Here is a 25,708-nt window from a genome sequence, read left to right as displayed (position 1 = left end):
GTCACTGGGCTTTTCCGGCACGTTAAGGATTCACATCGGTTTGTACGGACAGCACGCGGCCCGGGCCGCCGCCATCCACTCGGATGGCGGCATGCCCGGGCCGGGGTCACGCCGTGAGGGCGGCGTGATGCTTCGGGAGGATCAGAGCTTCGTCCACGCCTCGGTGAGGGTGGCGCGGAGGATCGACTCGATCTCGTCGAAGGTGGACTGGTCCGAGATCAGCGGCGGAGCCAGCTGGATGACCGGGTCCCCACGGTCGTCGGCACGGCAGTACAGGCCGTTGTCGAACAGCGCCTTGGAGAGGAAGCCGTACAGGACGCGCTCGGTCTCCTCGTCGTTGAAGGACTCCTTGGTGGCCTTGTCCTTGACGAGCTCGATGCCGTAGAAGAAGCCGTTGCCGCGGACGTCGCCGACGATCGGCAGGTCGTGCAGCTTCTGCAGCGTGGAGAGGAAGTTGCCCTCGTTGTCGAGGACGTGCTGGTTCAGCTTCTCCTTCTCGAAGATGTCGAGGTTGGCGAGGCCGACGGCGGCGGAGACCGGGTGGCCGCCGAAGGTGTAGCCGTGCAGGAAGGTGTTGTCACCCTTGTAGAACGGCTCGGCGAGGCGGTCGGAGATGATGCAGGCGCCGATCGGGGAGTAGCCCGAGGTCATGCCCTTCGCGCAGGTGATCATGTCCGGCACGTAGCCGAACTTGTCGCAGGCGAAGGTGGTGCCGAGGCGGCCGAAGGCGCAGATGACCTCGTCGGAGACGAGCAGCACGTCGTACTGGTCGCAGATCTCGCGGACCCGCTTGAAGTACCCGGGCGGCGGCGGGAAGCAGCCGCCGGCGTTCTGCACCGGCTCCAGGAAGACGGCGGCGACGGTGTCGGGGCCCTCGAAGAGGATCTGCTGCTCGATCTGGTCGGCGGCCCAGCGGCCGAAGGCCTCGGGGTCGTCGCCGAAGAGCGGCGCGCGGTAGATGTTGGTGTTCGGCACCTTGTGCGCGCCGGGGACCAGCGGCTCGAAGGGGGCCTTGAGGCCAGGCAGGCCGGTGATGGACAGGGCGCCCTGCGGGGTGCCGTGGTAGGCGACCGCGCGCGAGATGACCTTGTACTTGGTGGGCTTGCCGACCAGCTTGAAGTACTGCTTGGCGAGCTTCCAGGCGGTCTCGACGGCCTCGCCGCCGCCGGTGGTGAAGAACACCTTGTTGAGGTCGCCGGGGGCCTCGTTGGCGAGGCGCTCGGCCAGCTCGACGGCCTTGGGGTGGGCGTAGGACCACACCGGGAAGAAGGCGAGCTCCTTGGCCTGGCGGGCGGCGGTCTCGGCGAGCTCGGTGCGGCCGTGTCCGGCCTGGACCACGAACAGGCCGGCGAGGCCGTCGAGGTACTTCCTGCCCTTGTCGTCGTAGATGTAGGTGCCCTCACCGCGGACGATGGTGGGGACGGGGTTGTTCTCGTACGACGACATGCGGGTGAAGTGCATCCACAGGTGGTCGTAGGCGGACTTGGAGAGGTCGCTGCGGGAGGTGCTCACGGCTATCGGGTTCCCCACATATAGGTCTGCTTCTTGAGCTTCAGGTAGACGAAGCTCTCGGTGGAGCGCACCCCGGGGAGGGTGCGGATGCGCTTGTTGATCACATCCAGGAGGTGGTCGTCGTCCTCGCAGACGATCTCCACCATCAGGTCGAAGGAGCCCGCGGTCATCACCACGTACTCGCATTCGGCCATGGCCGTCAGGGCGTCCGCGACCGGATCCAGGTCACCCTCGACGTTGATGCCGACCATCGCCTGCCGCCGGAAGCCCACGGTGAGCGGGTCGGTGACGGCGACGATCTGCATGACGCCCTGGTCGAGCAGCTTCTGGACGCGCTGCCGTACGGCTGCCTCGGACAGCCCGACGGCCTTGCCGATGGCGGCGTAGGGACGGCGGCCGTCCTCCTGGAGCTGTTCGATGATCGCCAGGGAGACGGCATCGATCGTCGGGGACGAACCGGTTCCGGTTCTGGAGTGGGTGCTTTGACTGGCCACGTCTTCACTGTGCACCGAACCTCGTCAGTCTCGCAACCCCAGAGTGATGAAATTCGTTGTCCAGGGGTCTCGATCATGCTGAATCCGAAGTTGAGGGGGGTCGGGGCTGTTGAAAGCGTCGGTGGACCGATTACCCTGGGGTGTCTCGCCCATCGGGACACCGCACGACGAGGTGCGGAGACAGAACGTGACAGGAGGGGTGGCAAGTGACCACCGAGCTGCGCCGGCTGCGCAACTACATCAACGGGGAGTTCCGGGACGCGGCCGACGGCCGCACGATCGACGTGATCAACCCGGCCACCGGTGAGGTGTACGCCACCTCCCCGCTGTCCGGGCAGGCCGACGTCGACGCCGCCATGGAGGCCGCCGCGGCCGCCTTCCCCGCCTGGCGTGACACCACGCCCGCGGAGCGGCAGAAGGTCCTCCTGAAGATCGCGGACGCCTTCGAGGAGCGCGCCGCGGACCTGATCGCCGCGGAGGTGGAGAACACCGGCAAGCCGATCGCCCTCACCGCGAGCGAGGAGATCCCGCCGATGGTGGACCAGATCCGCTTCTTCGCGGGGGCCGCCCGGATGCTCGAGGGCAAGTCCGCCGGCGAGTACATGGAGGGCATGACCTCGATCATCCGCCGCGAGCCGGTGGGTGTCTGCGCGCAGGTCGCGCCGTGGAACTACCCGATGATGATGGCCGTGTGGAAGTTCGCCCCGGCCCTCGCCGCGGGCAACACCGTCGTCCTCAAGCCGTCCGACACGACCCCCGCGTCGACCGTCCTGATGGCCGAGATCATCGGCTCGATCGTCCCCAAGGGCGTCTTCAACGTCATCTGCGGCGACCGCGAGACCGGCCGCGCCATGGTCGAGCACCCGACCCCGGCGATGGCCTCCATCACCGGCTCGGTCCGGGCCGGCATGCAGGTCGCCGAGTCGGCGTCCAAGGACGTCAAGCGCGTCCACCTGGAGCTGGGCGGCAAGGCCCCGGTCGTCGTCTTCGAGGACACCGACATCGCCAAGGCCGTCGAGGACATCTCGGTGGCGGGCTTCTTCAACGCCGGCCAGGACTGCACCGCCGCCACCCGCGTCCTGGTGCACGAGTCCATCCACGACGAGTTCGTCTCCGCCCTGGCGAAGGCCGCTGCCGACACCAAGACCGGTCAGCCGGACGACGAGGACGTGCTCTACGGCCCGCTGAACAACGCCAACCAGCTGAAGCAGGTCGCCGGCTTCATCGACCGCCTCCCGGCCCACGCCAAGGTCGAGGCCGGCGGCCACCGGGTCGGCGACAAGGGCTACTTCTACGCCCCGACCGTCGTCTCCGGCCTCAAGCAGGACGACGAGATCATCCAGAACGAGGTCTTCGGCCCGGTCATCACGGTCCAGTCCTTCACCGACGAGGCCCAGGCCCTGGAGTTCGCCAACGGCGTCGAGTACGCCCTGGCCTCCTCCGTCTGGACGAAGGACCACGCCCGCGCGATGCGCATGTCCAAGTCCCTGGACTTCGGCTGTGTGTGGATCAACACCCACATCCCGCTGGTCGCCGAGATGCCCCACGGCGGCTACAAGAAGTCCGGCTACGGCAAGGACCTGTCGGCGTACGGCTTCGAGGACTACACGCGCATCAAGCACGTGATGACGTCCCTGGGCTGACGCCCCGGCAGCACCACCACGGCCGTGCGGGCGGGGGTACTTCCCCCGCCCGCACGGCCGTTCTCACGAGCAGTCGTGGTGGTACGCGAAGGGCCGGTCCGGACAGGACCGGCACTCGAAGACGTACACCCCGCCCATGTCGCCGAGCATCAGCCCGTGCGCGCCCTGGACCCGGCGGCGCTCCTCGTACGGAAGGTCCAGGACCGTCCCGGCCTCGGGCACGTCCTCCCGCGGCACCCACGAGCGCCACGACTCGCCGTCGAACTCCCGGCTGGCGACCGTCAGCAGATGCTCCATTTGCTGCCCGCAGCCCGCGCACGCCGGCCAGTAGGGATCCTGCGTCCAGGTGGGGAAGCCGCCCGCCTTCACGCCGGGCGCCACCGACAGATGCGACCAGTACGACCAGCCGGTCTCCTCCTCGACCTCGTCGAAACGCTCCTCAAGCGCCTCGTACACCTCCTCCGGCAGATCCCACGAGGGATACTCGACCACCCGCTCCGGGTGCAGCACGCACGGCTCCGGCACATAGTCCTTCCGGGCGCCGGCGGGGCGCGGCGGGTCGGGGAGGACCTCGGTGACCTCGGCGGCCGCGCGCCAGTACGGCTCCGGACGCGGCGCGTAGCGCGGCTCGTGGTCGAAGGGGCACCACAGCAGCTGGAGTACGTCCGTGCCGGCGGGGAAGGGCAGCTCGGGGACGTCCCGCGCGAACAGCTGGAGCACCGGCACGAGCGGCAGGGGCCCGGCGGCGCCGGGCGGCGGGGCGAAGGCCGTGCGGGGGTGGTCGTCCGCGCAGGCCGGCCACGGCTCGGCCGCCGGCCACAGCAGCGGCCCGCCCATCGAGCTCTCCCGCACCCCGGGACTCCCGGCCCGCGGATGCAGCCGGACCGCCTCCCGGCGGTAGCGGGCCACCTCGGGGAAGCGGGCCGTCACGTCGAGCGGCCGCGGCGGGGTCGTACGGGAGGATCGGTCATCCATCCCGGCACCGTACCGCGGTCCTTGAGCCTCGCCCCGACGGACACCCCGTTTTTGAACACGTTCATGAGGGGCGTAGGGTGCCCTCATGAGCGACACGAACGGGCCCAGGGCCCTCCTCAAGCGCATCCGCGTCTGGCTGGTCGTCTTCATCGTCTGCCTGGTGCTCAGCGGCGCCACCGCGTTCCCGCTCGTCACCGAACTCCGCTGGGCCGAGAGCGCCCTGACGTCCTGGGCCGCCCCGCTCGCCGACCTCTTCCCCGGGCTCCTGGAGTGGATCGGGCGGGTGCGGGACGGTCTCGACGCCGCCGACGCCCGCTACCCCTTCCTCCTGTACGGCACGGACTGGCTGGCCTTCGCCCACCTCGTGATCGCCGTCGCCTTCTACGGGCCCTACCGCGACCCCGTGCGCAACATCTGGGTCGTCCAGTTCGGGATGATCGCCTGCGCCGGGATCATCCCGCTCGCCCTGATCTGCGGGCCGATCCGCGGCATCCCCTTCTGGTGGTCCGTGATCGACATGTCGTTCGGCGTCATCGGGATCCTGCCGCTGCTCGCCGTCCACCGGCTGATCCGGCGCCTGGAGGCGGCGACCGGCCCGCAGGCGACGGCGGCGGCCCCGGCGGCCCCGGCGGTCAGTCCGACGGAAGGCCGTACGTCGCCAGCATGATCCCGAGCGCCACCGCGTTCATGTCCTGGCCCTTCGCGTCCGTCGCGTTGACGCTGTAGACGAGGGTCCGCTCCCCGTGCCGGGTCGACGCGATGGCCGTGTTGTAACCCCAGCGGCCACCCGTCTTCCCCCACACCTCGCGCCCGCCCAGCCTCTTCATCGACAGGCCGACCGAGTACGCGGCCGGGTCACCGCTCTTGAAGTCCGCCGCCCTCGGCAGCGTGAACATCTCCTCCAGGAGCGGCCCGCGCACCACCGCCCCCGCGAACAGGGCCCGCGTGAACCGCTCCAGGTCGGCGGTGGTGGAGATCAGGTCCCCGGCCGCCCAGCCGTCCGTCGCGCCCCACACCGACACGTCCCGCAGCCCGGTCGTCCCGTCGTCGAGCCGCATCCTCTGGTAGCCGTGGTTGTACGGGCCCGCGATCCGCGGGTCCGTCCCCGGGAAGAAGGTGTCCCGCAGCCCGAGCGGACGCAGGATCCGCCGCTCCACCTGGTGCTCGAACGTGTCGCCGGTGACCCGCTCCACGATCAGACCGGCGATCGTGTAGCCGATGTTCGTGTAGTGCTGCAGCGTCCCGGGCTTGAACTCGCGCGGCTTCGACGTCGCCGAGCGCACGATGTCCTCGGGCGCGTGCACGTCGAAGCGGTGCGCGTACTTCTCCTCCACCGTGGTGCCCGGGAAGTCCGCGCCCGGGATGCCGTGCGTGTGGTTGAGGAGCTGGCGGACCGTCACCCTCGCGTAGCGGCCCGGGATCAGCTCCGGCAGGTACGAGCGGGCCGAGCGGTCCAGGTCGATCCGCCCCTCGGCGGCGAGCCGCAGCACCGTCGCCGCCGTGAACACCTTCGTCACCGAACCCGCCCGGAAGCGCCCGGCCGGATCCGCCGGCCGCATCGACTCCAGGTCCCGCACGCCCGAACTGCCCTGCCAGGCACCCTCCGTGCCGCCGATCCGCACCAGGGCCGCCGTCGCGTCCGCGCTCGGCAGGCCCGCGATCACCGCGCTCAGGTCAGGCGCCGGGGCCGTCGCCACCGCCACGGCCGCGGGGCCGGCGGCGAACGCCGGGGCGAGCGCCGGGCCGCCCGCGACACCCAGAACCAGGGCCGTGGCCAGCAGAGCGCGGGTGGACTTCCTCATGGTCAACTCCAGTGATGTGAGCCGTTGTTCTCGACGGCCTCATCCTGTCGACCCGCGGCGATCCGCGGATCGCCCGCACCGGCGGTCCCCGCCCGGTCAGTTCCTCGCCCACACGGGGGAGGCACCCGCGCCCCGGCCTCCCCCGGCCGGGGGAGCGCCCGCCGTGACCAGACCCGTCTCGTACGCGCAGATCACCGCCTGGATCCGGTCGCGGAGCCCCAGCTTCGCCAGCACGTTCCCCACGTGCGTCTTCACCGTGTGGTCGCTCACCACCAGCTCCGCCGCGATCTCCGCGTTCGACAGGCCCCGCGCGAGCAGCAGCAGCGTCTCCCGCTCCCGCGCCGTCAGGGCCTCCAGGCGCGGATCACGCCGCCGCGGACCGCCCGCCGTGTACTGCTCCACCAGCCGCCGCGCCACCGACGGGGCGAGCAGCGCCTCGCCCGCCGCCACCACCCGCACCGCGTGCACCAGATCGTCCCGCCGCACGTCCTTGAGCAGGAAGCCGCTGGCGCCCGCGTGCAGCGCCTCGTACACGTACTCGTCGGTGTCGAAGGTCGTCAGCATCACCGTCCGGCACGCCGACCCGGCGCTGATCGCCCGGCACGCCTCGATGCCGTCCATCACCGGCATCCGGATGTCGAGCAGCGCCACATCGGGGGAGTGCCGGCGCACCGCGTCGACGGCCGAGGCTCCGTCCCCCGCCTCGGCGACCACCTCGATGTCCTCCTGGACGTCCAGGATCAGCGCGAACCCACTGCGCACCAGTTCCTGGTCGTCCGCCACCACCACACGGATCGTCATGCCGTCCCCACCTCCCGTGCCGCGCGCGCGGGCGTCAGCGGGAGCACCGCGCGCAGCTCGAAGCCCGTGCCGTCGGGGCCCGGACCCGACCGGGCCGAGCCGCCGTGGGCCGCCGCCCGCTCCCGCACCCCCACCAGGCCGTGGCCGCCGGACCGGCCCGGCCGCGGGCCCTGCCCGTCGTCCGTCACCCGGACCTCCACCTCGTCCTCCCCGTACACGAGCAGCACGGACGCCGAGGACGCCCGCGCGTGCCTGACCACGTTCGTCAGCCCCTCCTGGGCGATCCGGAAGACGGCCGCCCCCGTCGCCGCCGGCAGCGGGCGCACGGTGCCGGCCGTGCCGTACCGCACGTCCAGGCCCCCGGCCCGGACCCGCCGCACCAGCTCCGGCAGCTCGCCCACACCGGGCTGCGGCCCCCTGGGCGCCTCCGGCGCGAGCTCGTCCTCCCGGAGCACGCCGAGCATCCGCCGCAGCTGGACCATCGCGTCCCGGCCGGTCTCCGAGATCGCGTCGAAGGCGGCCTCCGCCCGCTCCGGCGCCGACCGCACCGCCACCGGGCCCGCCTCCGCCTGCACGATCATCAGGCTCACCGCGTGCGACAGGATGTCGTGCATCTCCCGCGCGATCCTGGCCCGTTCACGGGCCGCCGCCTGCTCCGCCTCCACCCGGTGCGCCCGCTGCCGGGCGTCCGTCAGCCGCCCGAAGACGTACGCGGCCCCGAACACGAAGAGCGAGAAGGTCAGTTCGCGCATCGACCGGCTGTTGAGCCACACGGACACCGGCACCGCCGCGGCGACAAGGAGCCCCGCCGCCAGCCGCTTCCGGGCGGGCGAGAGCACCGCGATCGTGTAGAGACCGACCAGGCCCGTGTACGGCAGCGGCTGCCCGGGCCCCTCGCCCGCCAGCCGGTACAGGCCGCTCGTCGCGACGATCGCGCACAGCACGGCAAGCGGCGCCCGGCGCCGCCACACCAGCGGCACGACGGTGAGGGTGGTGAGCCCGTACGCCTGCCAGGTCGCCGGCGGCAGATCCGGCGCGCGCGGCACCACGAACGGCATCGTCATCGCCGCCTGCACCAGCAGCGCGATCCCGATGTCCACCACCCACGGATTGGCCGCGCCCCACGCCGTTCCCCGGGCCCTGAGCTCCCCGACCCCGCGTATCCGCCCCGCTCCCATTACGGCTTGCGGCCCACCGCACCGAACTGCGCGACCTCGGCCGCCTCCGGCGCACGCCAGCGCGCACACGACACGATGCCCGGCTCCAGGAGGTCGAGCCCCTCCAGGAAGGAGGCGAACTCGGCCCGGCCGCGCGCGGTGATCGGCGGGGTGGCGTGGGCGTTCCAGAACTCCATCGCGGCCACGTTCGCCTCGCCGCCCAGATCCGCGTCGTACGTCGGGTGGGTGAGGACGAGATGACTGCCGGACGGCACCGCGTCCATCAGGGTGCGGACGATCGAACGGGCCTCGTCCGTGTCCAGGACGAAATTCAGGATGCCCAGCATCAGCACCGCCACCGGCCGCGAGAAGTCCAGCGTCCGCGCCGCCGCCGCGAGGATCCGCCGCGGGTCGTGCGCGTCCGCGTCCACGTACTCCGTGGTGCCCTCGGCCGTCCCCGTCAGCAGGGCGCGCGCGTGCGTCAGGACGATCGGGTCGTTGTCGACGTACACGATCCGCGCGTCCGGCGCCACCCGCTGCGCCACCTCATGGGTGTTGTCGGCCGTCGGCAGCCCCGTACCGATGTCCAGGAACTGCCGCACCCCCGCCTCGCCCGCCAGATGCGTCACCGCACGCCCCAGGAACGCCCGGTCCGCGCGCGCCACCGCCCCGATGCTCGGATGGAACGCCGTCACCCGGTCGCCGACCTCCCGGTCCACCGGGTAGTTGTCCTTGCCGCCCAGCCAGTAGTTCCACACCCGGGCGTTGTGGGCGATGTCGGTGCGGATGCGGTCGTGGAGGGTGCCGGAGGCGTCGAGGTCGTGAGGGGGGTCGAGGTCGGTCATCGACGGGCCTTTCGAAGGACGGCGGCCAAGGCGTCGACCCGATTGGTCGTGATCGAATCGACCCCGTTCCCGATCAGCTTACGCATCGACCGCCGGGTGTCCGGCGTCCACACGGACACCAGCAGACCGTCCCGGTGCACCCGCTCCACCAGCTCGCGACTCGCGAGCCCGAAACGGTAGTTCAGCCAGCGCGGGCGCACCGCGTCCAGCAGCACCGGGCGCGGCGGGGCCAGCGTGTTCCAGGTCAGCGCGATCTCCGCGTCCGGATCCGCCGCCCGCACCTGGAGCATCGCCACGCCCCCCGCGCAGTAGAAGACGCGCTGTGCCGCCCCGCACTCCCGGACCGTGCCGACGACCGTGCGCACCGAGCCCTCGTCCCCGCCCGGCAGGTCCAGCATCAGCCGGTGCTCCCCGGCCGCGGTCAGCGCCTCGCGCAGCGTCGGCACCCCGCCGCCCGTCAGCTCCTTCAGCTCGGTCACGGTCAGCGCCGCCAGCGGCCGGTCATGGCCCCACAACCGCTTCAGGGTGTCGTCGTGGAGCAGCACCGGCACGCCGTCCTTCGTCAGCCGCACGTCCACCTCCACCGCGTCCGCGCCCCGCCGGATCGCGGACAGGATCGACGGGACGGTGTTCTCGCGGACGCGGTACGGGTCGCCGCGGTGGGCCACCACGGTGACGGAGGCGGACGGGGGCGGCGGGGGCACGGGCGTCAGGGAGGCCATGCCCCCATTCTGCTGACGACTACGCCGACAGCCACCGCTCCGTGTACGTGTCGATCTCCCCGGCCAGCCGCTGCTTGCCCGCCTCGTCCAGGAACGACGCCTCCACCGCGTTCTTCGCGAGCGCCGCCAGACCCCGCTCGTCCAGGTCCAGCAGGCGCGCGGCCACCGCGTACTCGTTGTTCAGGTCCGTGCCGAACATCGGCGGATCGTCGCTGTTGATGGTCACCAGCACCCCCGCCTCCACCATCCGCCGGATCGGGTGGTCCTCCAGGCGCTCCACCGCCCGCGTCGCGATGTTCGACGTCGGGCAGACCTCCAGCGCGATCCGGTGCTCCGCCAGGTACGCGAGCAGCTCCGGGTCCCGCACCGAGCTCGTACCGTGGCCGATGCGCTCCGCACCCAGCTCCTTCAGGGCGTCCCACACCGTCTCCGGGCCCGTCGTCTCGCCCGCGTGCGGCACCGAGCGCAGACCGGCCGCCCGCGCCCGGTCGAAGTACGGCTTGAACTGCGGACGCGGCACGCCGATCTCCGGGCCGCCCAGACCGAAGGACACCAGACCCTCGGGACGCAGGTCCACCGCGAGCCGCGCCGTCTCCTCCGCCGCCTCCAGACCCGCCTCACCCGGAATGTCGAAGCACCAGCGCAGGACCACCCCGAGCTCCGCCTCGGCGGCCTTGCGGGCGTCCTCGATCGCCGCCATGAACGCGCGCTCGTCGATGCCACGACGGGTCGAGCTGTACGGGGTGATGGTCAGCTCCGCGTAGCGGATGTTCTGCCGGGCCATGTCCCGGGCGACCTCGAAGGTCAGCAGGCGCACGTCCTCCGGGGTGCGCACCAGATCCACGACGGACAGGTACACCTCGATGAAGTGGGCGAAGTCCGTGAACGTGAAGTAGTCCACCAGGGCCTCAGGATCCGTCGGAACCTTGGAGTCCGGGTGCCGGGCGGCCAGTTCCGCCACGATCCGCGGCGAGGCGGAGCCCACGTGGTGGACGTGCAGCTCCGCCTTGGGGAGCCCGGCGATGAAGGAATGCAGGTCGGTCATCAGGTCATCGTAGGCCGGACCGTTCCCCCGGAAGGGCGAGGTCGTAGCATGGCGTGACCACGATGGGGGAGGCCCATGTCTGAGAACAGCGACCAGCCGGTGGACCCGTGGGCTCCGCCGAACCAGGACGGCGTCGAACTGAGCAAGGGGGCGACGGGCGGGACGGCGCCGGGTACGCCGGGGGCGCCCGCGTCGCCGGTGCACGACCAGCCGACCATGGCGTCCGGCGTCGAGCTTCCGCCTCCGCCCGTCGCGCCGGGCGGCGGCTTCGGGCAGCCGACGCCGCCGGTGCAGCCGGTCGCGCCGCAGCCGACGATGGGCGCGGGCACGAGCTACGGCTATCCGCCGGCCCCCGCGTATCCGGGCTACGGGACCGGCTACGGTCAGCCGGGCTGGCAGCAGTCCCCGTCCAACGGCATGGGCACGGCCGCCATGGTCCTCGGCATCATCGCCGTGGCCGGCTTCTGCTTCTACGGGCTCGGCGCGATCCTCGGCATCCTGGCGCTGATCTTCGGCGTCATCGGCCTGAAGAAGGCCAACCGGGGCGAGGCCACCAACCGGGGCATGGCCATCGCGGGCATCGTGCTCGGCGCCATCGGCACGCTGGTCGGCGCCGTCGTGGGCTTCCTCCTCTGGGCCGTCGCCACCAACCCGGACGCCTTTGACAACTCCGAGGACCCCTGGGCGACGAGCCTCACCGTCTCCTCCGCCGCCCGCTGACGGCGGGCGTCAGGCCGACGCGGGGGACGTTCCGGGAGCCGGAACGTCCCCCGCTCCCGTCCCGCGCAGCCTCTCCCGCGCCTCCATCAGCGCGAAGCCGAGGAGGTTCAGGCCCCGCCACCGGTCCGGGTCGAAGGCCCGCGGGTCGTCCGCGGCCAGGCCGATGCCCCAGACGCGGTCCAGGGGGCTCGCCTCCACGAGGACGCGCGCACCGGTGCCGAGGAGGAAGGCGCGCAGGGGCTCGGACGAGAACTTGTGGACGCTGCCCCGCACGACGATGCCGAAGCGGTGCTCCTCCCAGACGGCCTCGTCGAAGCCGCGCACCAGCCGGCCGGCGTTCTTCGCCTGCGCCGGGGTGGGCGCCTGGAGGGCCGCCGCCTCCGCCTCGGCGTCCCCGAAGAGCCGCGCCTTCTCCGCCATCATCCAGTGCTCGGCCGTCGCGTAGCGCACCCCGTCCACCGCGAAGGGCGAGGGCCACCACTGGCTCAGACAGCTCGCCGAGAGCTGTCCGTCAGGGCGCGGCCGGTGGCCCCAGAAGTGCAGCCATTTGATCTTCGCTCCTGTTCTGACCTGGTGTTTCAACGTGTCGAGATCGTTCATGCATGCCACTTTGTCAGGGGCCACGGACACTCCGTACGGCAATTTCCCGCCAGCCTCGACACATGGTCGACCGATTCCGTCGCGTAATCAAAAGGCAACAACGGAATCCCTTGTTGGGGTTGTACGGCTCTGTCAGGATCGGCACTCAACTCGAGCTGGAACAACGGAGAGCGTCATGGTCAACCGCTTCCAGGTGTCGGATCGCTTCGCGGACGGCGCGCAGTACATCGGGGGCCGGCTTCGCGCCGGAACCTCCGGACAGCACCACAGCGTGATCGATCCGGCGACCGGGGAGAGCGTCCACACGTACGAGCTGGCCTCCACCGCCGACGTGGACGAGGCGGTGGCCGCCGCCAAGGAGGCGTTCGGCGGCTGGGCGGGGGCCACGCCCGGCGAGCGGTCCGACGCGATGCACCGGCTCGCCGGGGTGCTGGCCGAGCGGGCCGAGGACTTCGCCCGGGTCGAGTCCCTCCAGTGCGGCAAGCCCCTCAAGCTCACCACCGAGTTCGACGTGCCGGGGACGGTGGACAACACCGCCTTCTTCGCCGGCGCCGCCCGGCACCTCCAGGGGCAGTCGGCGGGGGAGTACAGCGGCGACCACACCTCGTACGTACGGCGGGAGCCGGTCGGCGTGGTGGGGTCCATCGCCCCGTGGAACTATCCGCTGCAGATGGCCGCCTGGAAGATCCTCCCGGCGATCGCCGCGGGCAACACCATCGTGCTGAAGCCGGCCGAGCTGACGCCACTGACCTCGCTGATGTTCGCCCAGGCCGCCAAGGAGGCCGGCATCCCCGACGGCGTGGTCAACGTGGTGACCGGCGCCGGGCGGGTCGCCGGCGAGCACCTGGTCGGGCACCCCGACGTGGCCATGACCTCGTTCACCGGCTCCACCGGGGTGGGCAGGCGGGTCGCGGAGATCGCCACCGCCACGGTCAAGCGGCTGCACCTGGAACTCGGCGGCAAGGCGCCCTTCCTCGTCTTCGACGACGCCGACCTGGAGGCCGCCGCCCACGGTGCCGTCGCCGCCTCCCTGATCAACAGCGGCCAGGACTGCACCGCCGCCACCCGTGCCTATGTGCAGCGCCCGCTGTTCGACGCCTTCGTCGCCCGGGTCGCGGAACTCATGGAGACCGTACGGCTCGGCGACCCCTTCGACCCCTCGACCGACCTCGGGCCGCTCATCAGCCACGTCCAGCGGGACCGGGTCGCGGGCTTCGTCGAGCGGGCGCGGGCCTACGCCACCGTCGTCACCGGCGGCGAAGCCCCTGGTGGCCCGCTCAAGGATGGTGCGTATTATCGGCCCACCCTGATCACCGGAGCCCCGCAGGACAGCGAGGTCGTGCAGTCGGAGATCTTCGGACCGGTCCTGGTGGTCCTGCCCTTCGACGGCGACGACGAGGGCATCCGGCTCGCCAACGACACCCCGTACGGGCTCGCCGCCTCCGCCTGGAGCCGTGACGTCTACCGGGCGAACCGGGCCACGCGGGAGATCAAGGCGGGATGCGTGTGGGTCAACGACCACATCCCGATCATCAGCGAGATGCCGCACGGGGGCTACAAGGCCTCCGGGTTCGGAAAGGACATGTCCGCGTACTCCTTCGAGGAGTACACGCAGGTCAAGCACGTGATGTACGACAACACGGCGGTCGCCGCGAAGGACTGGCACCGCACGATCTTCGGGGACCGATAGCAAACAGCCGTCAGACCAGCGGCGAACCCATCCCGAAAGGGCACAGCGCATGGAGCAGTACCAGCCGGACAGCCTGTCCGCCGCGCAGGAAGCGGCGATGCGGCGCAGCCTGACGAGCGGCCGGGGCGCCCTCACCCGCCGTTCGGTGCTGCGCGCCGGAGGCGTCGGCGCGCTCACCGTCGGCGGCCTCGCCGGCCTGAGCGCCTGTGGCATCCCGCCCGCCAAGCGCGAGGGCGAAGGCCCGGCGTCCACGGACTTCTCGGCCAAGGAGAAGACGCTCAGCTTCTCCAACTGGACCGAGTACATGGACGTCAGCGAGGACGAGAAGTCCCGCCCGACCCTGGAGGCCTTCACCAAGCGGACCGGGATCAAGGTCAGGTACACCGAGGACATCAACGACAACGTCGAGTTCTTCGGGAAGATCAAGCCGCAGCTCGCGGCCGGCCAGGACACCGGCCGCGACCTGATCTGCGTCACGGACTGGCTGGCCGCCCGCATCATCCGGCTCGGCTGGGCGCAGAAGCTCGACCCGGCGAACCTCCCGAACGCCTACGCCAACCTGTCCTCGCAGTTCCGCCGCCCCGACTGGGACCCGGGCCGGGCCTACTCGTACCCGTGGACCGGCATCTCCACGGTCATCGCCTACAACAGCAAGGCGACCGGCGGGAAGAAGGTCGACTCCGTCAGCCAGATGCTGGACGACCCCTCGCTCAAGGGGCGGGTCGGCTTCCTGACCGAGATGCGCGACTCGGTCGGCATGACCCTCATCGACATGGGCAAGGACCCCGGTTCCTTCACCGACGCCGACTTCGACGCCGCCGTCGGGCGCCTGCAGAAGGGCGTCGACACCAAGCAGATCCGGCGCTTCACCGGCAACGACTACACCTCCGACCTCGACAAGGGCGACCTGGCGGCCTGCCTCGCGTGGGCCGGTGACGTCATCCAGCTCCAGGCGGACAACCCCGACATCAAGTTCGCCATCCCGGCCGCCGGTTACATCACCTCCAGCGACAACCTGCTCGTGCCGGCGAAGGCCCGGCACAAGACCAACGCGGAGAAGCTCATCGACTACTACTACGAGCTTCCCGTCGCGGCCCAGCTGGCCGCCTACATCAACTACGTGTGCCCGGTGGAGGGGGTGAAGGACGAGCTGGCGAAGATCGACCCCGACCTCGCGAACAACACGCTGATCCTCCCGGACAAGGCGATGGCCGCGAAGTCGCGGGCCTTCCGTTCGCTCAGCAGCGCCGAGGAGACGGCGTACGAGGAGAAGTTCGCCAAGCTCATCGGCGCCTGAGGCCGTCGTCCCTTACCTCAACGAACCCGGGAATCCACCCATGACCGACACCACCACCGGCGGCGACGTCCGTCTCACCGGCATCAGCAAGACCTACGGCTCCTTCACCGCCGTGCACCCGCTCGACCTCACCGTCCCGCAAGGGTCCTTCTTCGCCCTGCTCGGCGCCTCCGGCTGCGGCAAGACCACGACCCTGCGGATGATCGCCGGCCTGGAGGACCCCAGCTCCGGCAGCGTCTTCCTCGGCGACCGGGACGTGACGGACCTGCCGCCGTACAAGCGGCCCGTCAACACCGTCTTCCAGTCCTACGCGCTCTTCCCGCACATGGACATCTCCGAGAACATCGCCTTCGGCCTGCGCCGACGCGGCATCAAGTCGGTGAAGAAGCAGGTCGACGAGATGCTGGAGCTCGTCCAGCTCGGCGACAAGGCCCGCCACAAGCCGCACCAGCTCTCCGGCGGCCAGCAGCAGCGCGTCGCCGTCGCCCGCGCGCTCATCAACCACCCGCAGGTCCTCCTCCTCGACGAGCCGCTCGGCGCCCTCGACCTCAAGCTGCGCCGCCAGATGCAGCTGGAGCTGAAGCGCATCCAGACCGAGGTCGGCATCACCTTCGTGCACGTCACCCACGACCAGGAGGAGGCCATGACCATGGCCGACCAGGTCGCGGTCATGAACGGCGGCCGGGTCGAGCAGCTCGGCGCCCCCGCCGACCTGTACGAGAACCCGAGGACGACCTTCGTCGCCAACTTCCTCGGCACCTCCAACCTGATCGAGGCCGAGGTCGTCGAGACCGGCGGCGACGTCCTCGTCACCGCCGGCGGCGGCAGGCTCACGGTGCCCGGCGAGCGCTGCACCCCCGACGTCCGGGCCGGGGGGAAGCTGCTCGTGGGCGTACGGCCCGAGAAGATCTCGCTGGCGCACGCCGACGACGCCGGGGAGATCGGCGCGGGCCGCAACCGGGTCACCGGCCGGATCGTCGACTCCTCCTTCATCGGCGTCTCCACCCAGTACGTGGTGAACTCGCCGGCCGGCGCCGAGCTCCAGGTCTACGAGCAGAACATCGAGCGCGACACGCGGCTCGTGCCGGGCGCCGAGGTCGTCCTGCACTGGAACCCGGCCCACACCTTCGGCCTCGACGCCGCCCAGGACATCGACGCGGGCGTGGAGACGGTGGAGGACGCCTCATGAGCGCCCTGCTGACGAAGGAGGCGCCGCCGGTGGGCGCACCGGTGCCGCGCAAACCCGCCACCCGCAAACGGCTCGTCCCGTACTGGCTGCTGCTGCCCGGCATCCTCTGGCTGCTCGTCTTCTTCGCGCTGCCGATGGTCTACCAGGCCTCGACCTCCGTGCAGACCGGCTCCCTGGAGCAGGGCTTCCAGGTCACCTGGCACTTCCAGACCTACTGGGACGCCCTGACGGAGTACTGGCCGCAGTTCGTCCGCTCGCTGCTGTACGCGGGCACGGCGACCCTGCTGTGCCTGCTGCTCGGCTACCCGCTGGCGTACCTGATCGCCTTCAAGGCCGGACGGTGGCGCAACCTCCTGCTGGTGCTCGTCATCGCGCCGTTCTTCACCAGCTTCCTGATCCGCACGCTCGCGTGGAAGACGATCCTCGCCGACGACAGCGTCGTCGTGGACGTCCTCAACGCGCTGCACGTCCTCGACGTGACCAGCTGGCTCGGCTGGACCGAGGGCGAGCGGGTCCTCGCCACCCCCATGGCGGTGGTCTGCGGACTCACGTACAACTTCCTGCCGTTCATGATCCTGCCGCTCTACACCTCCCTGGAGCGGATCGACGGCCGGCTGCACGAGGCCGCCAAGGACCTCTACGCCTCCCCGGCCACCACCTTCCGCAAGGTGACCTTCCCGCTGTCCATGCCCGGCGTCGTCTCCGGCACCCTGCTCACCTTCATCCCGGCGAGCGGCGACTACGTCAACGCCGAACTCCTCGGGTCGACGGACACCAAGATGGTCGGCAACGTCATCCAGTCGCAGTTCCTGCGGGTCCTCGACTACCCGACGGCCGCCGCCCTGTCGTTCATCCTCATGGCGATCGTGCTGCTCATGGTCACCGTCTACATCCGCCGCGCGGGAACGGAGGACCTGGTCTGATGCTGTGGCTCCGGAAGAACCTGGTCGCCATCGCGGGTCTGCTCACGCTCGCGTACATGATCCTGCCGAACGTCGTCGTCATGGCGTTCTCCTTCAACAAGCCGAACGGGCGCTTCAACTACGCCTGGCAGCAGTTCTCGCTGGACGCCTGGAAGGACCCCTGCGGCGTCGCCGACCTGTGCGCCTCGCTCACCCTCTCGCTCCAGCTCGCCGCGTGGGCCACGGCCGGCGCGGTCGTCCTCGGCACGCTGATCGCCTTCGCGCTGGTCCGCTACCGCTTCCGGGCGCGCGGCGCGATCAACTCGCTGATCTTCCTGCCGATGGCGATGCCCGAGGTCGTCATGGCCGCCTCGCTGCTCACCCTGTTCCTCAACATGGGCGCGGAGCTGGGCTTCTGGACGGTCCTGATCGCCCACATCATGTTCTGTCTGTCGTTCGTCGTGACGGCGGTCAAGGCGCGCGTGATGTCCATGGACCCGCGTCTGGAGGAGGCGGCACGCGACCTGTACGCCGGTCCCGTGCAGACCTTCCTGCGGGTCACGCTGCCGATCGCCGCCCCCGGCATCGCCGCCGGCGCGCTGCTCGCCTTCGCGCTGTCGTTCGACGACTTCATCATCACCAACTTCAACGCGGGCTCCACCGTGACCTTCCCCATGTTCGTCTGGGGCTCGGCACAGCGCGGAACCCCCGTGCAGATCAACGTGATCGGCACCGCGATGTTCGTGCTCGCGGTGGTGATCGTCGTGGCCGGCCAGATCATCTCGAACCGGCGCAGGAAAACAGCAACGGCCTGACCGGCCTTCCGGTCGGGCACCGAAGGAGTTGGAAACCATGGCCCCAGTCGCCATGCGTCTCGCTGCACGATCTCTCTCCGACGCCCAGCCCGTCCCCTTCTGGCTGGAAGACCCCGGCAAGCCCGGAGCCCTGCCCGCCCTCACCGGCACCGAGCGGTGCGACCTGCTCGTGGTCGGCGGCGGTTACAGCGGACTGTGGACCGCGCTCCTCGCCAAGGAGCGCGACCCCTCCCGGGACGTCGTCCTGATCGAAGGCCGCGAGGTGGGCTGGGCCGCCTCGGGCCGCAACGGCGGCTTCTGCGCCGCCTCCCTCACCCACGGCTTCGGCAACGGCCTCGCCCGCTGGCCGGGCGAGCTCGCGCGACTGGAGCGGATGGGCGAGCGGAACCTCGACGCCATCGAGGAGACCGTCGCCCGCTACTTTCTGGACTGCGACTTCGAGCGCACCGGCGAGATCGACGTGGCCACCGAGCCCTACCAGGTCGACGAACTGCACGCCTGGTACGAGGAGGCCGACCGGCTCGGCCTGGCCGGCGGCCTCGAACTCCTGGACCGGGACGCGGTGCGCGCCGAGGTCGACTCGCCGACCTTCCAGGGCGGCCTGTGGGACCGCCGGGGCGTGGCCATGCTGCACCCGGCGAAGCTGGCCTGGGGGCTCAAGCGGGCCTGCCTCGACCTCGGGGTGCGGATCTTCGAGAACACCCCGGCGCTCGACCTGGTCTCCGCGGGCGGTGCGGGCGGCGGCATGGCCGTGCGCACCCCGTACGGCCGGGTCGCGGCCCGCCGGGTCGCCCTCGGCACCAACGTCTTCCCGTCGCTGGTCAAGCGGGTGCGGCACTACGTCGTCCCGGTGTACGACTACGCGCTGATGACCGAGCCGCTCTCGCCGGAGCAGCTGGCGTCGGTGGGCTGGAAGAACCGGCAGGGGCTCGGCGACTCCGCGAACCAGTTCCACTACTTCCGGATCACCGCCGACCACCGCATCCTGTGGGGCGGTTACGACGCGGTCTACCGTTTCGGCGGCAAGGTGGCCGCCGAGATGGACCACCGCCCGGAGACGTACCTCAAGCTCGCCCAGCACTTCTTCACCTGCTTCCCGCAGCTGGAGGGCCTGCGCTTCAGCCACGCCTGGGGCGGCGCGATCGACACCTGCTCGCGCTTCTCGGCCTTCTTCGGTACGGCGTACCAGGGCAAGGTGGCGTACGCGGCCGGCTACACGGGCCTCGGCGTGGGCGCCACCCGCTTCGGCGCGGACGTGATGCTGGACCTGCTGGCGGGGGAGCGGACCGAGCGGACGGAGCTGGAGATGGTCCGTTCCAAGCCGCTGCCGTTCCCGCCGGAGCCGATCGCCTGGGCGGGCATCGGGCTCACCAAGTGGTCGCTGGCCCGCGCCGACGAGAACGGCGGCCGGCGGAACCTGTGGCTGAAGGCGATGGACCGGCTCGGCCTCGGCTTCGACAGCTGATCCGACGAGGTGTGACCCAGGTCACACCACTGGGGTGGTGAACCCGCGTCATAGCGACGCGTGAGCCCTCTCTCTCCGTACGGACACCGCGAGCGCGGGTCCCGACCGAGAGAGAGGGCTTTCGCCATGACGGGTACGGGGACGGGGACGGGTGCGGGCGCCGGGGCCGGGGAGGCCAGGACCGCGGTGGAGTGGCTCGCCTCGGTCGCGCCGGATCCCGACGCCTGCCGCTGGGAGTGGGAGCGCAATCCGCACGGGGTCGCCCTGCTGCCCGCCGGCCGGCGGTGGGACGTGCTGATCCTGCCGGCCGAGCTCGGCTACCCCACCCTGGACGTGCTGACCCGGCTGGTGGACCGGCCGGGCCCGGTCCTCACCGACTTCGGCGACGCCCGGATGGGCTTCTTCGTCCCGCCGGGCACCGCCACCCGGTGGCTCGGCACCGGCGTCCGCAGCGCGGGCGCCGGGACCTGGATCGTCGTCCCCTATCCGGGGCGGGTGACCGGCGGCGGGGTGCGCTGGCTGGTGACACCGGACGCGGCCGGCACGCTCACCGACGCCGCGCTGCTCGAACTCGCCATGCACGAGGCGGCGGGCCGGCTGGCCGGGGAGGACCGCGGACCGGGAGGAGCCTGAGGCGTGCGCGGCCGGATACGGGCCGCGGTCAGAGGACTTGACCACCTGATTGGTCTGGACCATGCTGTGGCGCGCTCCACCTCGATTCCCCCACCCCCGGAGGCAGTTGTGGACCGCCCCAGACCCCTGACCCTCCTGCTGGCCGGAGTGCTCGCCGCCGCGGGACTCACGGCGCTCACCCCCACCGCCCAGGCCGCCGACACCGAGATCGCCCGCAACGGCGGCTTCGAGGCCGGCCTGGACGGATGGAGCTGTACGGCGGGCAGCGGGGCCGTCGTCACCTCGCCCGTGCACGGCGGGACGAAGGCCCTGCGCGCCACCCCGGCCGGCAGCGACAACGCCCGCTGCTCGCAGACCGTCAGCGTGAAGCCCGACTCCACCTACACGCTCAGCGGCTGGGTCCGCGGCGGCTACGTGCACCTGGGCGCCACCGGCACCGGCACCACCGACGTCACCACCTGGACCCAGTCCGCCCCCGACTGGCAGCGGCTCGCCACCACCTTCACCACCGGCCCCCGGACGACCTCCGTCACCGTCTTCACCCACGGCTGGTACGGCACCGGCGCCTACCTCGCCGACGACCTGTCCCTCCTCGGCCCCGGCGGCGACCCCGTCGGCACACCGGCGACCCCCACCGGCCTCACGGCCGGCTCCCCGGCCGCCACCTCGGTGACGCTGACCTGGCCCGCGGTCCCCGGCGCCACCTCGTACCGGGTCCACAAGGACGGCCTCCCCCTCGCGACCGTCACCACCCCCGCGTACACGGCCACCGGCCTGAGCCCCGCCACCGCGTACACCTTCCAGGTCTCCGCCGCCAACAGCGCCGGCGAATCGGCGAAGTCCACCCCCCTGACCGTGACCACCGCCTCCGAAGGCGGAGGCGACCCCGGCGGCGGTCTGCCCGCCCACGCCCTGGTCGGCTACCTCCACGCGAGCTTCGCCAACGGCTCCGGCTACACCCGCATGGCCGACGTCCCCGACTCCTGGGACGTCATCAACCTCGCCTTCGGCGAACCGACCACGGTGACCTCGGGCGACATCCGCTTCCGTCTGTGCCCGGCGACCGAATGCCCGAACGTCGAGCCGGCCGCCGACTTCAAGGCGGCCATCAAGGCCAAGCAGGCCGCCGGCAAGAAGGTCCTCATCTCCATCGGCGGCCAGAACGGCCAGGTCCAGCTGGCCACCACCGCCGCCCGCGACACCTTCGTCTCCTCCGTGTCGAAGATCATCGACGAGTACGGCCTCGACGGCCTCGACATCGACTTCGAGGGCCACTCGCTGTCGCTCCAGACCGGCGACACCGACTTCCGCAACCCGACGTCCCCGGTCATCGTGAACCTCATCGCGGCCCTGAAGACCCTGAAGGCCCGCTACGGCGACGACTTTGTGCTGACCATGGCGCCGGAGACCTTCTTCGTCCAGCTGGGCTACCAGTACTACGGATCCGGCCCCTGGGGAGGCCAGGACCCGCGCGCCGGCGCCTACCTGCCGGTCATCCACGCCCTGCGCGACGACCTCACCCTGCTCCACGTCCAGGACTACAACTCGGGTCCGATCATGGGCCTCGACAACCAGTACCACTCCATGGGCGGCGCGGACTTCCACATCGCCATGACCGACATGCTCCTCACCGGCTTCCCCGTCGCCGGCAACACCGGCCGCGTCTTTCCGGCCCTGCGCCCCGACCAGGTCGCCATCGGCCTGCCCGCCTCCCCCCAGGCCGGCAACGGCCACACCCCGCCGGCCGAGGTGAACAAGGCCCTGGACTGCCTGACGAAGAAGGCGAACTGCGGCACGTACCAGACCCACGGCACCTGGCCCGGCCTGCGCGGCCTGATGACCTGGTCGATCAACTGGGACCGCTTCCACCAGCAGGAGTTCAGCCGGAACTTCGACGCCTACGCCTGGAGCTGACCGGCCTCGGCCTCGCGGTCCAGACCCGTACGCCGCAGCGCCCGGACCATCGCCGGAAGGTCCGGGTCGCCGCGGTCCTCCGCCACGACGTGCGCCGCCAGCAACTCCGGCGTCAGGCGGTGCCCTTCGGCAGCGGCCATGAGGAGCTCCGCCGCCGGACGGTCGTACGCCACGTGGTCGGCCAGCAGGAGCAGGGTCTCGGCCCGGAAGACGAACCGGCTCATCCCGCAGTCCAGGCCGTCGTCGTCCAGGTCCTCCGGGTACGGGGCACGGCCCCAGGCGCCGTCCTCGTACCAGTAGACGCAGCCCAGCTCGTTCCCCGCGAGCCGGTCGCGCAGCTCCTCGTACGGGAGCCAGTCCGGGCCGCCCGCCAGCATGTCGACCGGCGGCTCGTACCACTTGCAGCCGCTCGACTCGTCCTCGCCGAACAGCACGTAACGGCCCTCGCCCACGCGGGAGAAGGTCCACCAGGTGCAGCCGCAGTCGTCGAGGTGCAGACCCTCGTCGTCGATCCAGACGCCGGTCCGGTGGACGCCGTCGTCCTCCGCCTCGGTGGTGGCCTGCACGACGGCGGCCAGGGCCCAGCGCGTCCACAGGAGGTCGGGGCCGGGCAGGTCGGTCGGGAGGCCGGGCCGGTGGATCGTCATCTCTTCTCCGGTGCGGGTGTCGCGGGCGGGGCGACGCGACCGTACCGCGCGGCGAGGGCGGGCCAGTGCAGCAGGGGCAGGCACAGGGCCACGGAGGCCAGGACGTCCAGGGGCCAGTGGAAGCCGCGCAGGACCAGGCCGGTGGCGGTGAGGGCGGTCAGGAGTACGGCGAGGGGCAGCAGGCGGCGGGACACCAGGAAGGTGGCGCTCACGTAGGCGACCATCGCCGTCGCCGTGTGGCCCGAGGGGAAGTAGCCGTGGGCCCACGGTTCCAGGGGCCCGGGGCGGGCCGTCCAGAGCTTCAGCGGGACGACCAGGAGCGGGACGAGGGCCATGGCGAGGCCCGCGAACGCGGCGGCCGCGCGGCGGCCCCGCCAGGCCGCGTACGCCATCGCGCAGGCCAGGACCGGCAGCGCGACCGTCAGGTTGCCGAGGTCGGCGGCGGGCTCGGAGACCGCGCGCGGGACCGTGTCCACCAGGGCGCGCGAGACGCGCTCGTCGAGGCGGGCGAGGGGGCCGTGGACCAGGACCTGCCAGGTGCACACGGCGAGGACGGCGAGGGCGACGAGGGCGCGGAGGACAGCCGACCGCCCCGGAACAGGGGGGGTGGTTCCGGGGCGGTCGCCTTGACCGGGTTGCCGCGCGCCCCGGGGGGTGTGGGGCGGGCGGCCATCCGATCGGTGAGGAGTTCCGGAGCGCAGGGCTCCAGTGGTGTGCGCGAAGGCACGGTGCGGGCGGGGCTGGGGAGGCTCCGCCCGGGGTGTTTCTCTCATCTGCGGAAACCGTACGGCACGAAGAAGGGGACCGACAGCCGGATCGCCATCCCGCCATCGGCCCCCCACAGCTTCTTCACACAGGGTGTCAGAAGCGGTCTTCCGGCCGTCAGATACGGGCCAGCGCCGCCTCGATGACGTCCAGGCCCTCGTTCAGCAGGTCCTCGCCGATGACCAGCGGCGGAAGGAAGCGCAGCACGTTGCCGTAGGTGCCGCAGGTGAGGACGAGGACGCCCTCGGCGTGGCACGCCTTGGCCAGCGCGCCGGCGGCCTCCGGGTTCGGCTCCTTGGTCGCCGGGTCCTTCACCAGCTCGATGGCGATCATGGCGCCGCGGCCACGGATGTCGCCGATGATCTCGTACTTCTCCTGCATGGCGGCGAGGCGGCCCTTCATGACCTCCTCGATGCGCTTGGCCTTGCCGTTGAGGTCGAGCTCCTTCATGGTCTCGATGGCGCCCAGCGCACCGGCGCACGCGACCGGGTTGCCGCCGTAGGTGCCGCCGAGGCCGCCGCCGTGGACGGAGTCCATGATCTCGGCGCGGCCGGTGACGGCGGCGAGCGGCAGACCGCCCGCGATGCCCTTGGCCGTCGTGATCAGGTCCGGGACGATGCCCTCGTCCTCACAGGCGAACCACTGGCCGGTGCGGCAGAAGCCGGACTGGATCTCGTCCGCGACGAAGACGATGCCGTTGTCGTTGGCGAACTTCACGATCGCCGGGAGGAAGCCCTTGGCCGGCTCGATGAAGCCGCCCTCGCCGAGCACCGGCTCGATGATGATCGCGGCGACGTTCTCGGCGCCGATCTGCTTGGTGATCTGGTCGATGGCCTGGGCGGCGGCCTCGGGGCCGCAGTTCTCCGGGCCGGTGGGCCAGCGGTAGCCGTAGGCGACCGGCACGCGGTAGACCTCGGGGGCGAACGGGCCGAAGCCGTGCTTGTACGGCATGTTCTTCGCCGTCAGCGCCATGGTGAGGTTGGTGCGGCCGTGGTAGCCGTGGTCGAAGACCACGACGGCCTGGCGCTTGGTGTACGAACGCGCGATCTTGACCGCGTTCTCGACGGCCTCGGCGCCCGAGTTGAACAGCGCGGACTTCTTGGCGTGGTCGCCCGGGGTCAGCTCGGCGAGGGCCTCGCAGACCTCGACGTAGCCCTCGTACGGGGTGACCATGAAACAGGTGTGGGTGAAGTCCGCGAGCTGGGCGGTGGCGCGGCGCACCACGGCCTCGGCGGAGGCGCCGACCGAGGTCACGGCGATGCCGGAACCGAAGTCGATCAGCAGGTTGCCGTCGATGTCCTCGATGACGCCGCCGCCGGCCCGCTTGGTGAAGACGGGCAGCACCGAGCCCACGCCACCGGCGACCGCGTCGAGACGGCGGGCCTGAAGCTCCTGCGACTTCGGGCCGGGAATGGCGGTGACGACGCGCCGCTCCTGCGGGACAGCGTTCATGCGGGGCTCCTGGGGGTGTTCTGGACGCACTTGCGGGTTTCCTCCGCAGGCTAGGCGCGGCCGGTGTCCCCGCGCATGCTACGGATGGGAGTGGTCCCGGCGTGTCCTTGTCCGTATCGGCCATACGCGCTGTTGTCCCGGCCGTCTCCACGCCGTCGGCCCGATCCGGGGCATGATCCGCGCGCGAGGCCCTAGATTGGGGCGTCGGACGGCGACGCGGCGGCGCGCGGCGCGGCAGAGTGAAGGGCCAGGGGGACAGGGGTCATGGAGTTCGAGGGCACGCAGGGCGCACCCGGCACACACGACGACCGTCCGGACCCCGCCCCCGGAACGGAGCGTGCCCCCCGGACGGAGCGGGTCCCGCGGCCGGACGCGGGTCGGCGTGCCGCCCCGACACCAGAGGACGTCGAGGTCCCACGGCCGGACGCGGGTCCGCGTGACGAGCCGGCGCAGGGTACGTACGGCGGCTCGCGCCCCGGCCGGGCGCCGAGGGGTGAGCAGGTCCCGCGGCCGGCCGGGGCGCGGGCCCCCGGACGTACCCTGCGCCGGCTCGGCACCCGGGCCCCCGGCCGGCCGGGGGGCCGCGACGTCCACTGGGGTCGGGGCGGGCCGCCCACCCCCCG

Annotated in this window: 24 protein-coding genes; 11 read left to right on the top strand and 13 right to left on the bottom strand. The window is 71.5% G+C overall.

Going from position 1 to position 25,708, the window contains the following annotated elements:
• Window positions 1-141: 141 nt before the first annotated feature.
• A complete protein-coding gene (locus tag ABTZ91_RS27990) occupies window positions 142-1,530 on the bottom strand; it encodes an aspartate aminotransferase family protein (RefSeq protein WP_407078040.1) in 1,389 nt (462 codons plus the stop codon).
• Window positions 1,515-2,021, bottom strand: coding sequence for an Lrp/AsnC family transcriptional regulator (locus tag ABTZ91_RS27985; protein WP_382746039.1), 507 nt, complete (start codon window positions 2,019-2,021; stop codon window positions 1,515-1,517). Before ABTZ91_RS27985 ends, ABTZ91_RS27990 begins: the two co-directional genes overlap by 16 nt.
• A 191-nt stretch (window positions 2,022-2,212) precedes the next feature.
• Between ABTZ91_RS27985 and ABTZ91_RS27980 the strand changes: the two genes are divergently transcribed.
• Window positions 2,213-3,649, top strand: coding sequence for a gamma-aminobutyraldehyde dehydrogenase (locus tag ABTZ91_RS27980; RefSeq protein ID WP_352079998.1), 1,437 nt, complete (start codon window positions 2,213-2,215; stop codon window positions 3,647-3,649).
• A 63-nt stretch (window positions 3,650-3,712) separates the two neighbouring features.
• Here ABTZ91_RS27980 and ABTZ91_RS27975 read toward each other — a convergent pair whose 3' ends face one another.
• Entirely contained in the window at window positions 3,713-4,624 is a 912-nt protein-coding gene (locus ABTZ91_RS27975) for a DUF1963 domain-containing protein (RefSeq protein ID WP_352079997.1), read from the bottom strand.
• 85 nt (window positions 4,625-4,709) lie between these two features.
• Between ABTZ91_RS27975 and ABTZ91_RS27970 the strand changes: the two genes are divergently transcribed.
• The gene (locus ABTZ91_RS27970) at window positions 4,710-5,291 is read left to right on the top strand and encodes a hypothetical protein (RefSeq protein WP_352079996.1); all 582 of its coding nucleotides are present in this window, start codon (window positions 4,710-4,712) and stop codon (window positions 5,289-5,291) included.
• Here the strand turns inward: ABTZ91_RS27970 and ABTZ91_RS27965 are convergent.
• From ABTZ91_RS27965 to ABTZ91_RS27940, 6 genes are all read right to left on the bottom strand, one after another.
• Entirely contained in the window at window positions 5,257-6,426 is a 1,170-nt protein-coding gene (locus ABTZ91_RS27965) for a serine hydrolase domain-containing protein (protein WP_352079995.1), read from the bottom strand. The genes ABTZ91_RS27970 and ABTZ91_RS27965 overlap by 35 nt on opposite strands.
• Before the next feature lie 96 nt (window positions 6,427-6,522).
• On the bottom strand, window positions 6,523-7,227 hold the full coding sequence (locus ABTZ91_RS27960) for a response regulator transcription factor (protein WP_352079994.1): 705 nt from the start codon (window positions 7,225-7,227) through the stop codon (window positions 6,523-6,525).
• Window positions 7,224-8,405, bottom strand: coding sequence for a histidine kinase (locus tag ABTZ91_RS27955; RefSeq protein ID WP_352079993.1), 1,182 nt, complete (start codon window positions 8,403-8,405; stop codon window positions 7,224-7,226). The genes ABTZ91_RS27960 and ABTZ91_RS27955 overlap by 4 nt, the downstream gene beginning before the upstream one ends.
• Window positions 8,405-9,229 (bottom strand): SAM-dependent methyltransferase, encoded by an 825-nt coding sequence (locus tag ABTZ91_RS27950; RefSeq protein ID WP_352079992.1) that lies wholly within the window; start codon window positions 9,227-9,229, stop codon window positions 8,405-8,407. The genes ABTZ91_RS27955 and ABTZ91_RS27950 overlap by 1 nt, the downstream gene beginning before the upstream one ends.
• Window positions 9,226-9,951 (bottom strand): glycerophosphodiester phosphodiesterase, encoded by a 726-nt coding sequence (locus ABTZ91_RS27945; protein ID WP_352079991.1) that lies wholly within the window; start codon window positions 9,949-9,951, stop codon window positions 9,226-9,228. The genes ABTZ91_RS27950 and ABTZ91_RS27945 overlap by 4 nt, the downstream gene beginning before the upstream one ends.
• A gap of 19 nt (window positions 9,952-9,970) precedes the next feature.
• Window positions 9,971-10,996 carry an adenosine deaminase gene (locus tag ABTZ91_RS27940; RefSeq protein ID WP_352079990.1) on the bottom strand — a complete coding sequence of 342 codons (1,026 nt, stop codon included), beginning with the start codon at window positions 10,994-10,996 and terminating at the stop codon, window positions 9,971-9,973.
• A 75-nt stretch (window positions 10,997-11,071) separates the two neighbouring features.
• Between ABTZ91_RS27940 and ABTZ91_RS27935 the strand changes: the two genes are divergently transcribed.
• Entirely contained in the window at window positions 11,072-11,716 is a 645-nt protein-coding gene (locus ABTZ91_RS27935) for a DUF4190 domain-containing protein (protein ID WP_352079989.1), read from the top strand.
• Between the two features lie 9 nt (window positions 11,717-11,725).
• On the opposite strand, the gene ABTZ91_RS27930 is transcribed toward ABTZ91_RS27935, so the two are convergent.
• Window positions 11,726-12,316 carry an NADAR family protein gene (locus ABTZ91_RS27930; protein WP_352079988.1) on the bottom strand — a complete coding sequence of 197 codons (591 nt, stop codon included), beginning with the start codon at window positions 12,314-12,316 and terminating at the stop codon, window positions 11,726-11,728.
• Window positions 12,317-12,491: 175 nt separating this feature from the next.
• Here ABTZ91_RS27930 and ABTZ91_RS27925 point away from each other — a divergent pair, with 175 nt between their 5' ends.
• From ABTZ91_RS27925 to ABTZ91_RS27890, 8 genes are all read left to right on the top strand, one after another.
• Window positions 12,492-14,006, top strand: coding sequence for a gamma-aminobutyraldehyde dehydrogenase (locus ABTZ91_RS27925; RefSeq protein ID WP_352079987.1), 1,515 nt, complete (start codon window positions 12,492-12,494; stop codon window positions 14,004-14,006).
• 49 nt (window positions 14,007-14,055) lie between these two features.
• Entirely contained in the window at window positions 14,056-15,303 is a 1,248-nt protein-coding gene (locus ABTZ91_RS27920; RefSeq protein WP_352079986.1) for a spermidine/putrescine ABC transporter substrate-binding protein, read from the top strand.
• Between the two features lie 40 nt (window positions 15,304-15,343).
• Window positions 15,344-16,492 carry an ABC transporter ATP-binding protein gene (locus tag ABTZ91_RS27915; RefSeq protein WP_352079985.1) on the top strand — a complete coding sequence of 383 codons (1,149 nt, stop codon included), beginning with the start codon at window positions 15,344-15,346 and terminating at the stop codon, window positions 16,490-16,492.
• Complete coding sequence (locus tag ABTZ91_RS27910) at window positions 16,489-17,415, top strand: ABC transporter permease (RefSeq protein WP_352079984.1); 927 nt, start codon at window positions 16,489-16,491, stop codon at window positions 17,413-17,415. The genes ABTZ91_RS27915 and ABTZ91_RS27910 overlap by 4 nt, the downstream gene beginning before the upstream one ends.
• Window positions 17,415-18,209: an ABC transporter permease gene (locus tag ABTZ91_RS27905; RefSeq protein WP_352079983.1), complete on the top strand. Its 795-nt coding sequence runs from the start codon at window positions 17,415-17,417 to the stop codon at window positions 18,207-18,209. The genes ABTZ91_RS27910 and ABTZ91_RS27905 overlap by 1 nt, the downstream gene beginning before the upstream one ends.
• A gap of 37 nt (window positions 18,210-18,246) precedes the next feature.
• A complete protein-coding gene (locus tag ABTZ91_RS27900) occupies window positions 18,247-19,674 on the top strand; it encodes an FAD-binding oxidoreductase (RefSeq protein ID WP_352079982.1) in 1,428 nt (475 codons plus the stop codon).
• Window positions 19,675-19,800: 126 nt separating this feature from the next.
• On the top strand, window positions 19,801-20,307 hold the full coding sequence (locus tag ABTZ91_RS27895) for a hypothetical protein (RefSeq protein WP_352079981.1): 507 nt from the start codon (window positions 19,801-19,803) through the stop codon (window positions 20,305-20,307).
• A 108-nt stretch (window positions 20,308-20,415) separates the two neighbouring features.
• Window positions 20,416-22,221, top strand: a complete 1,806-nt coding sequence (locus ABTZ91_RS27890) for a glycoside hydrolase family 18 protein (protein WP_352079980.1) — start codon at window positions 20,416-20,418, stop codon at window positions 22,219-22,221.
• Here ABTZ91_RS27890 and ABTZ91_RS27885 read toward each other — a convergent pair.
• The 3 genes from ABTZ91_RS27885 to gabT all read right to left on the bottom strand — a co-directional run bounded on the left by ABTZ91_RS27885 (window position 22,206) and on the right by gabT (window position 25,085).
• Window positions 22,206-22,868, bottom strand: coding sequence for a hypothetical protein (locus ABTZ91_RS27885; protein ID WP_352079979.1), 663 nt, complete (start codon window positions 22,866-22,868; stop codon window positions 22,206-22,208). The two genes, ABTZ91_RS27890 and ABTZ91_RS27885, sit on opposite strands and share 16 nt — an antisense overlap.
• Window positions 22,865-23,413 (bottom strand): phosphatase PAP2 family protein, encoded by a 549-nt coding sequence (locus ABTZ91_RS27880; RefSeq protein WP_352079978.1) that lies wholly within the window; start codon window positions 23,411-23,413, stop codon window positions 22,865-22,867. The genes ABTZ91_RS27885 and ABTZ91_RS27880 overlap by 4 nt, the downstream gene beginning before the upstream one ends.
• Before the next feature lie 337 nt (window positions 23,414-23,750).
• The gene (gene gabT / locus ABTZ91_RS27875; RefSeq protein WP_352079977.1) at window positions 23,751-25,085 is read right to left on the bottom strand and encodes a 4-aminobutyrate--2-oxoglutarate transaminase; all 1,335 of its coding nucleotides are present in this window, start codon (window positions 25,083-25,085) and stop codon (window positions 23,751-23,753) included.
• Window positions 25,086-25,708 lie beyond the last annotated feature (623 nt).

This window comes from Streptomyces sp. NPDC126499 (assembly GCF_040302485.1).
In the GTDB taxonomy this organism is placed as follows: domain Bacteria; phylum Actinomycetota; class Actinomycetes; order Streptomycetales; family Streptomycetaceae; genus Streptomyces.
This window is presented reverse-complemented; position numbering and strand designations above follow the sequence as displayed.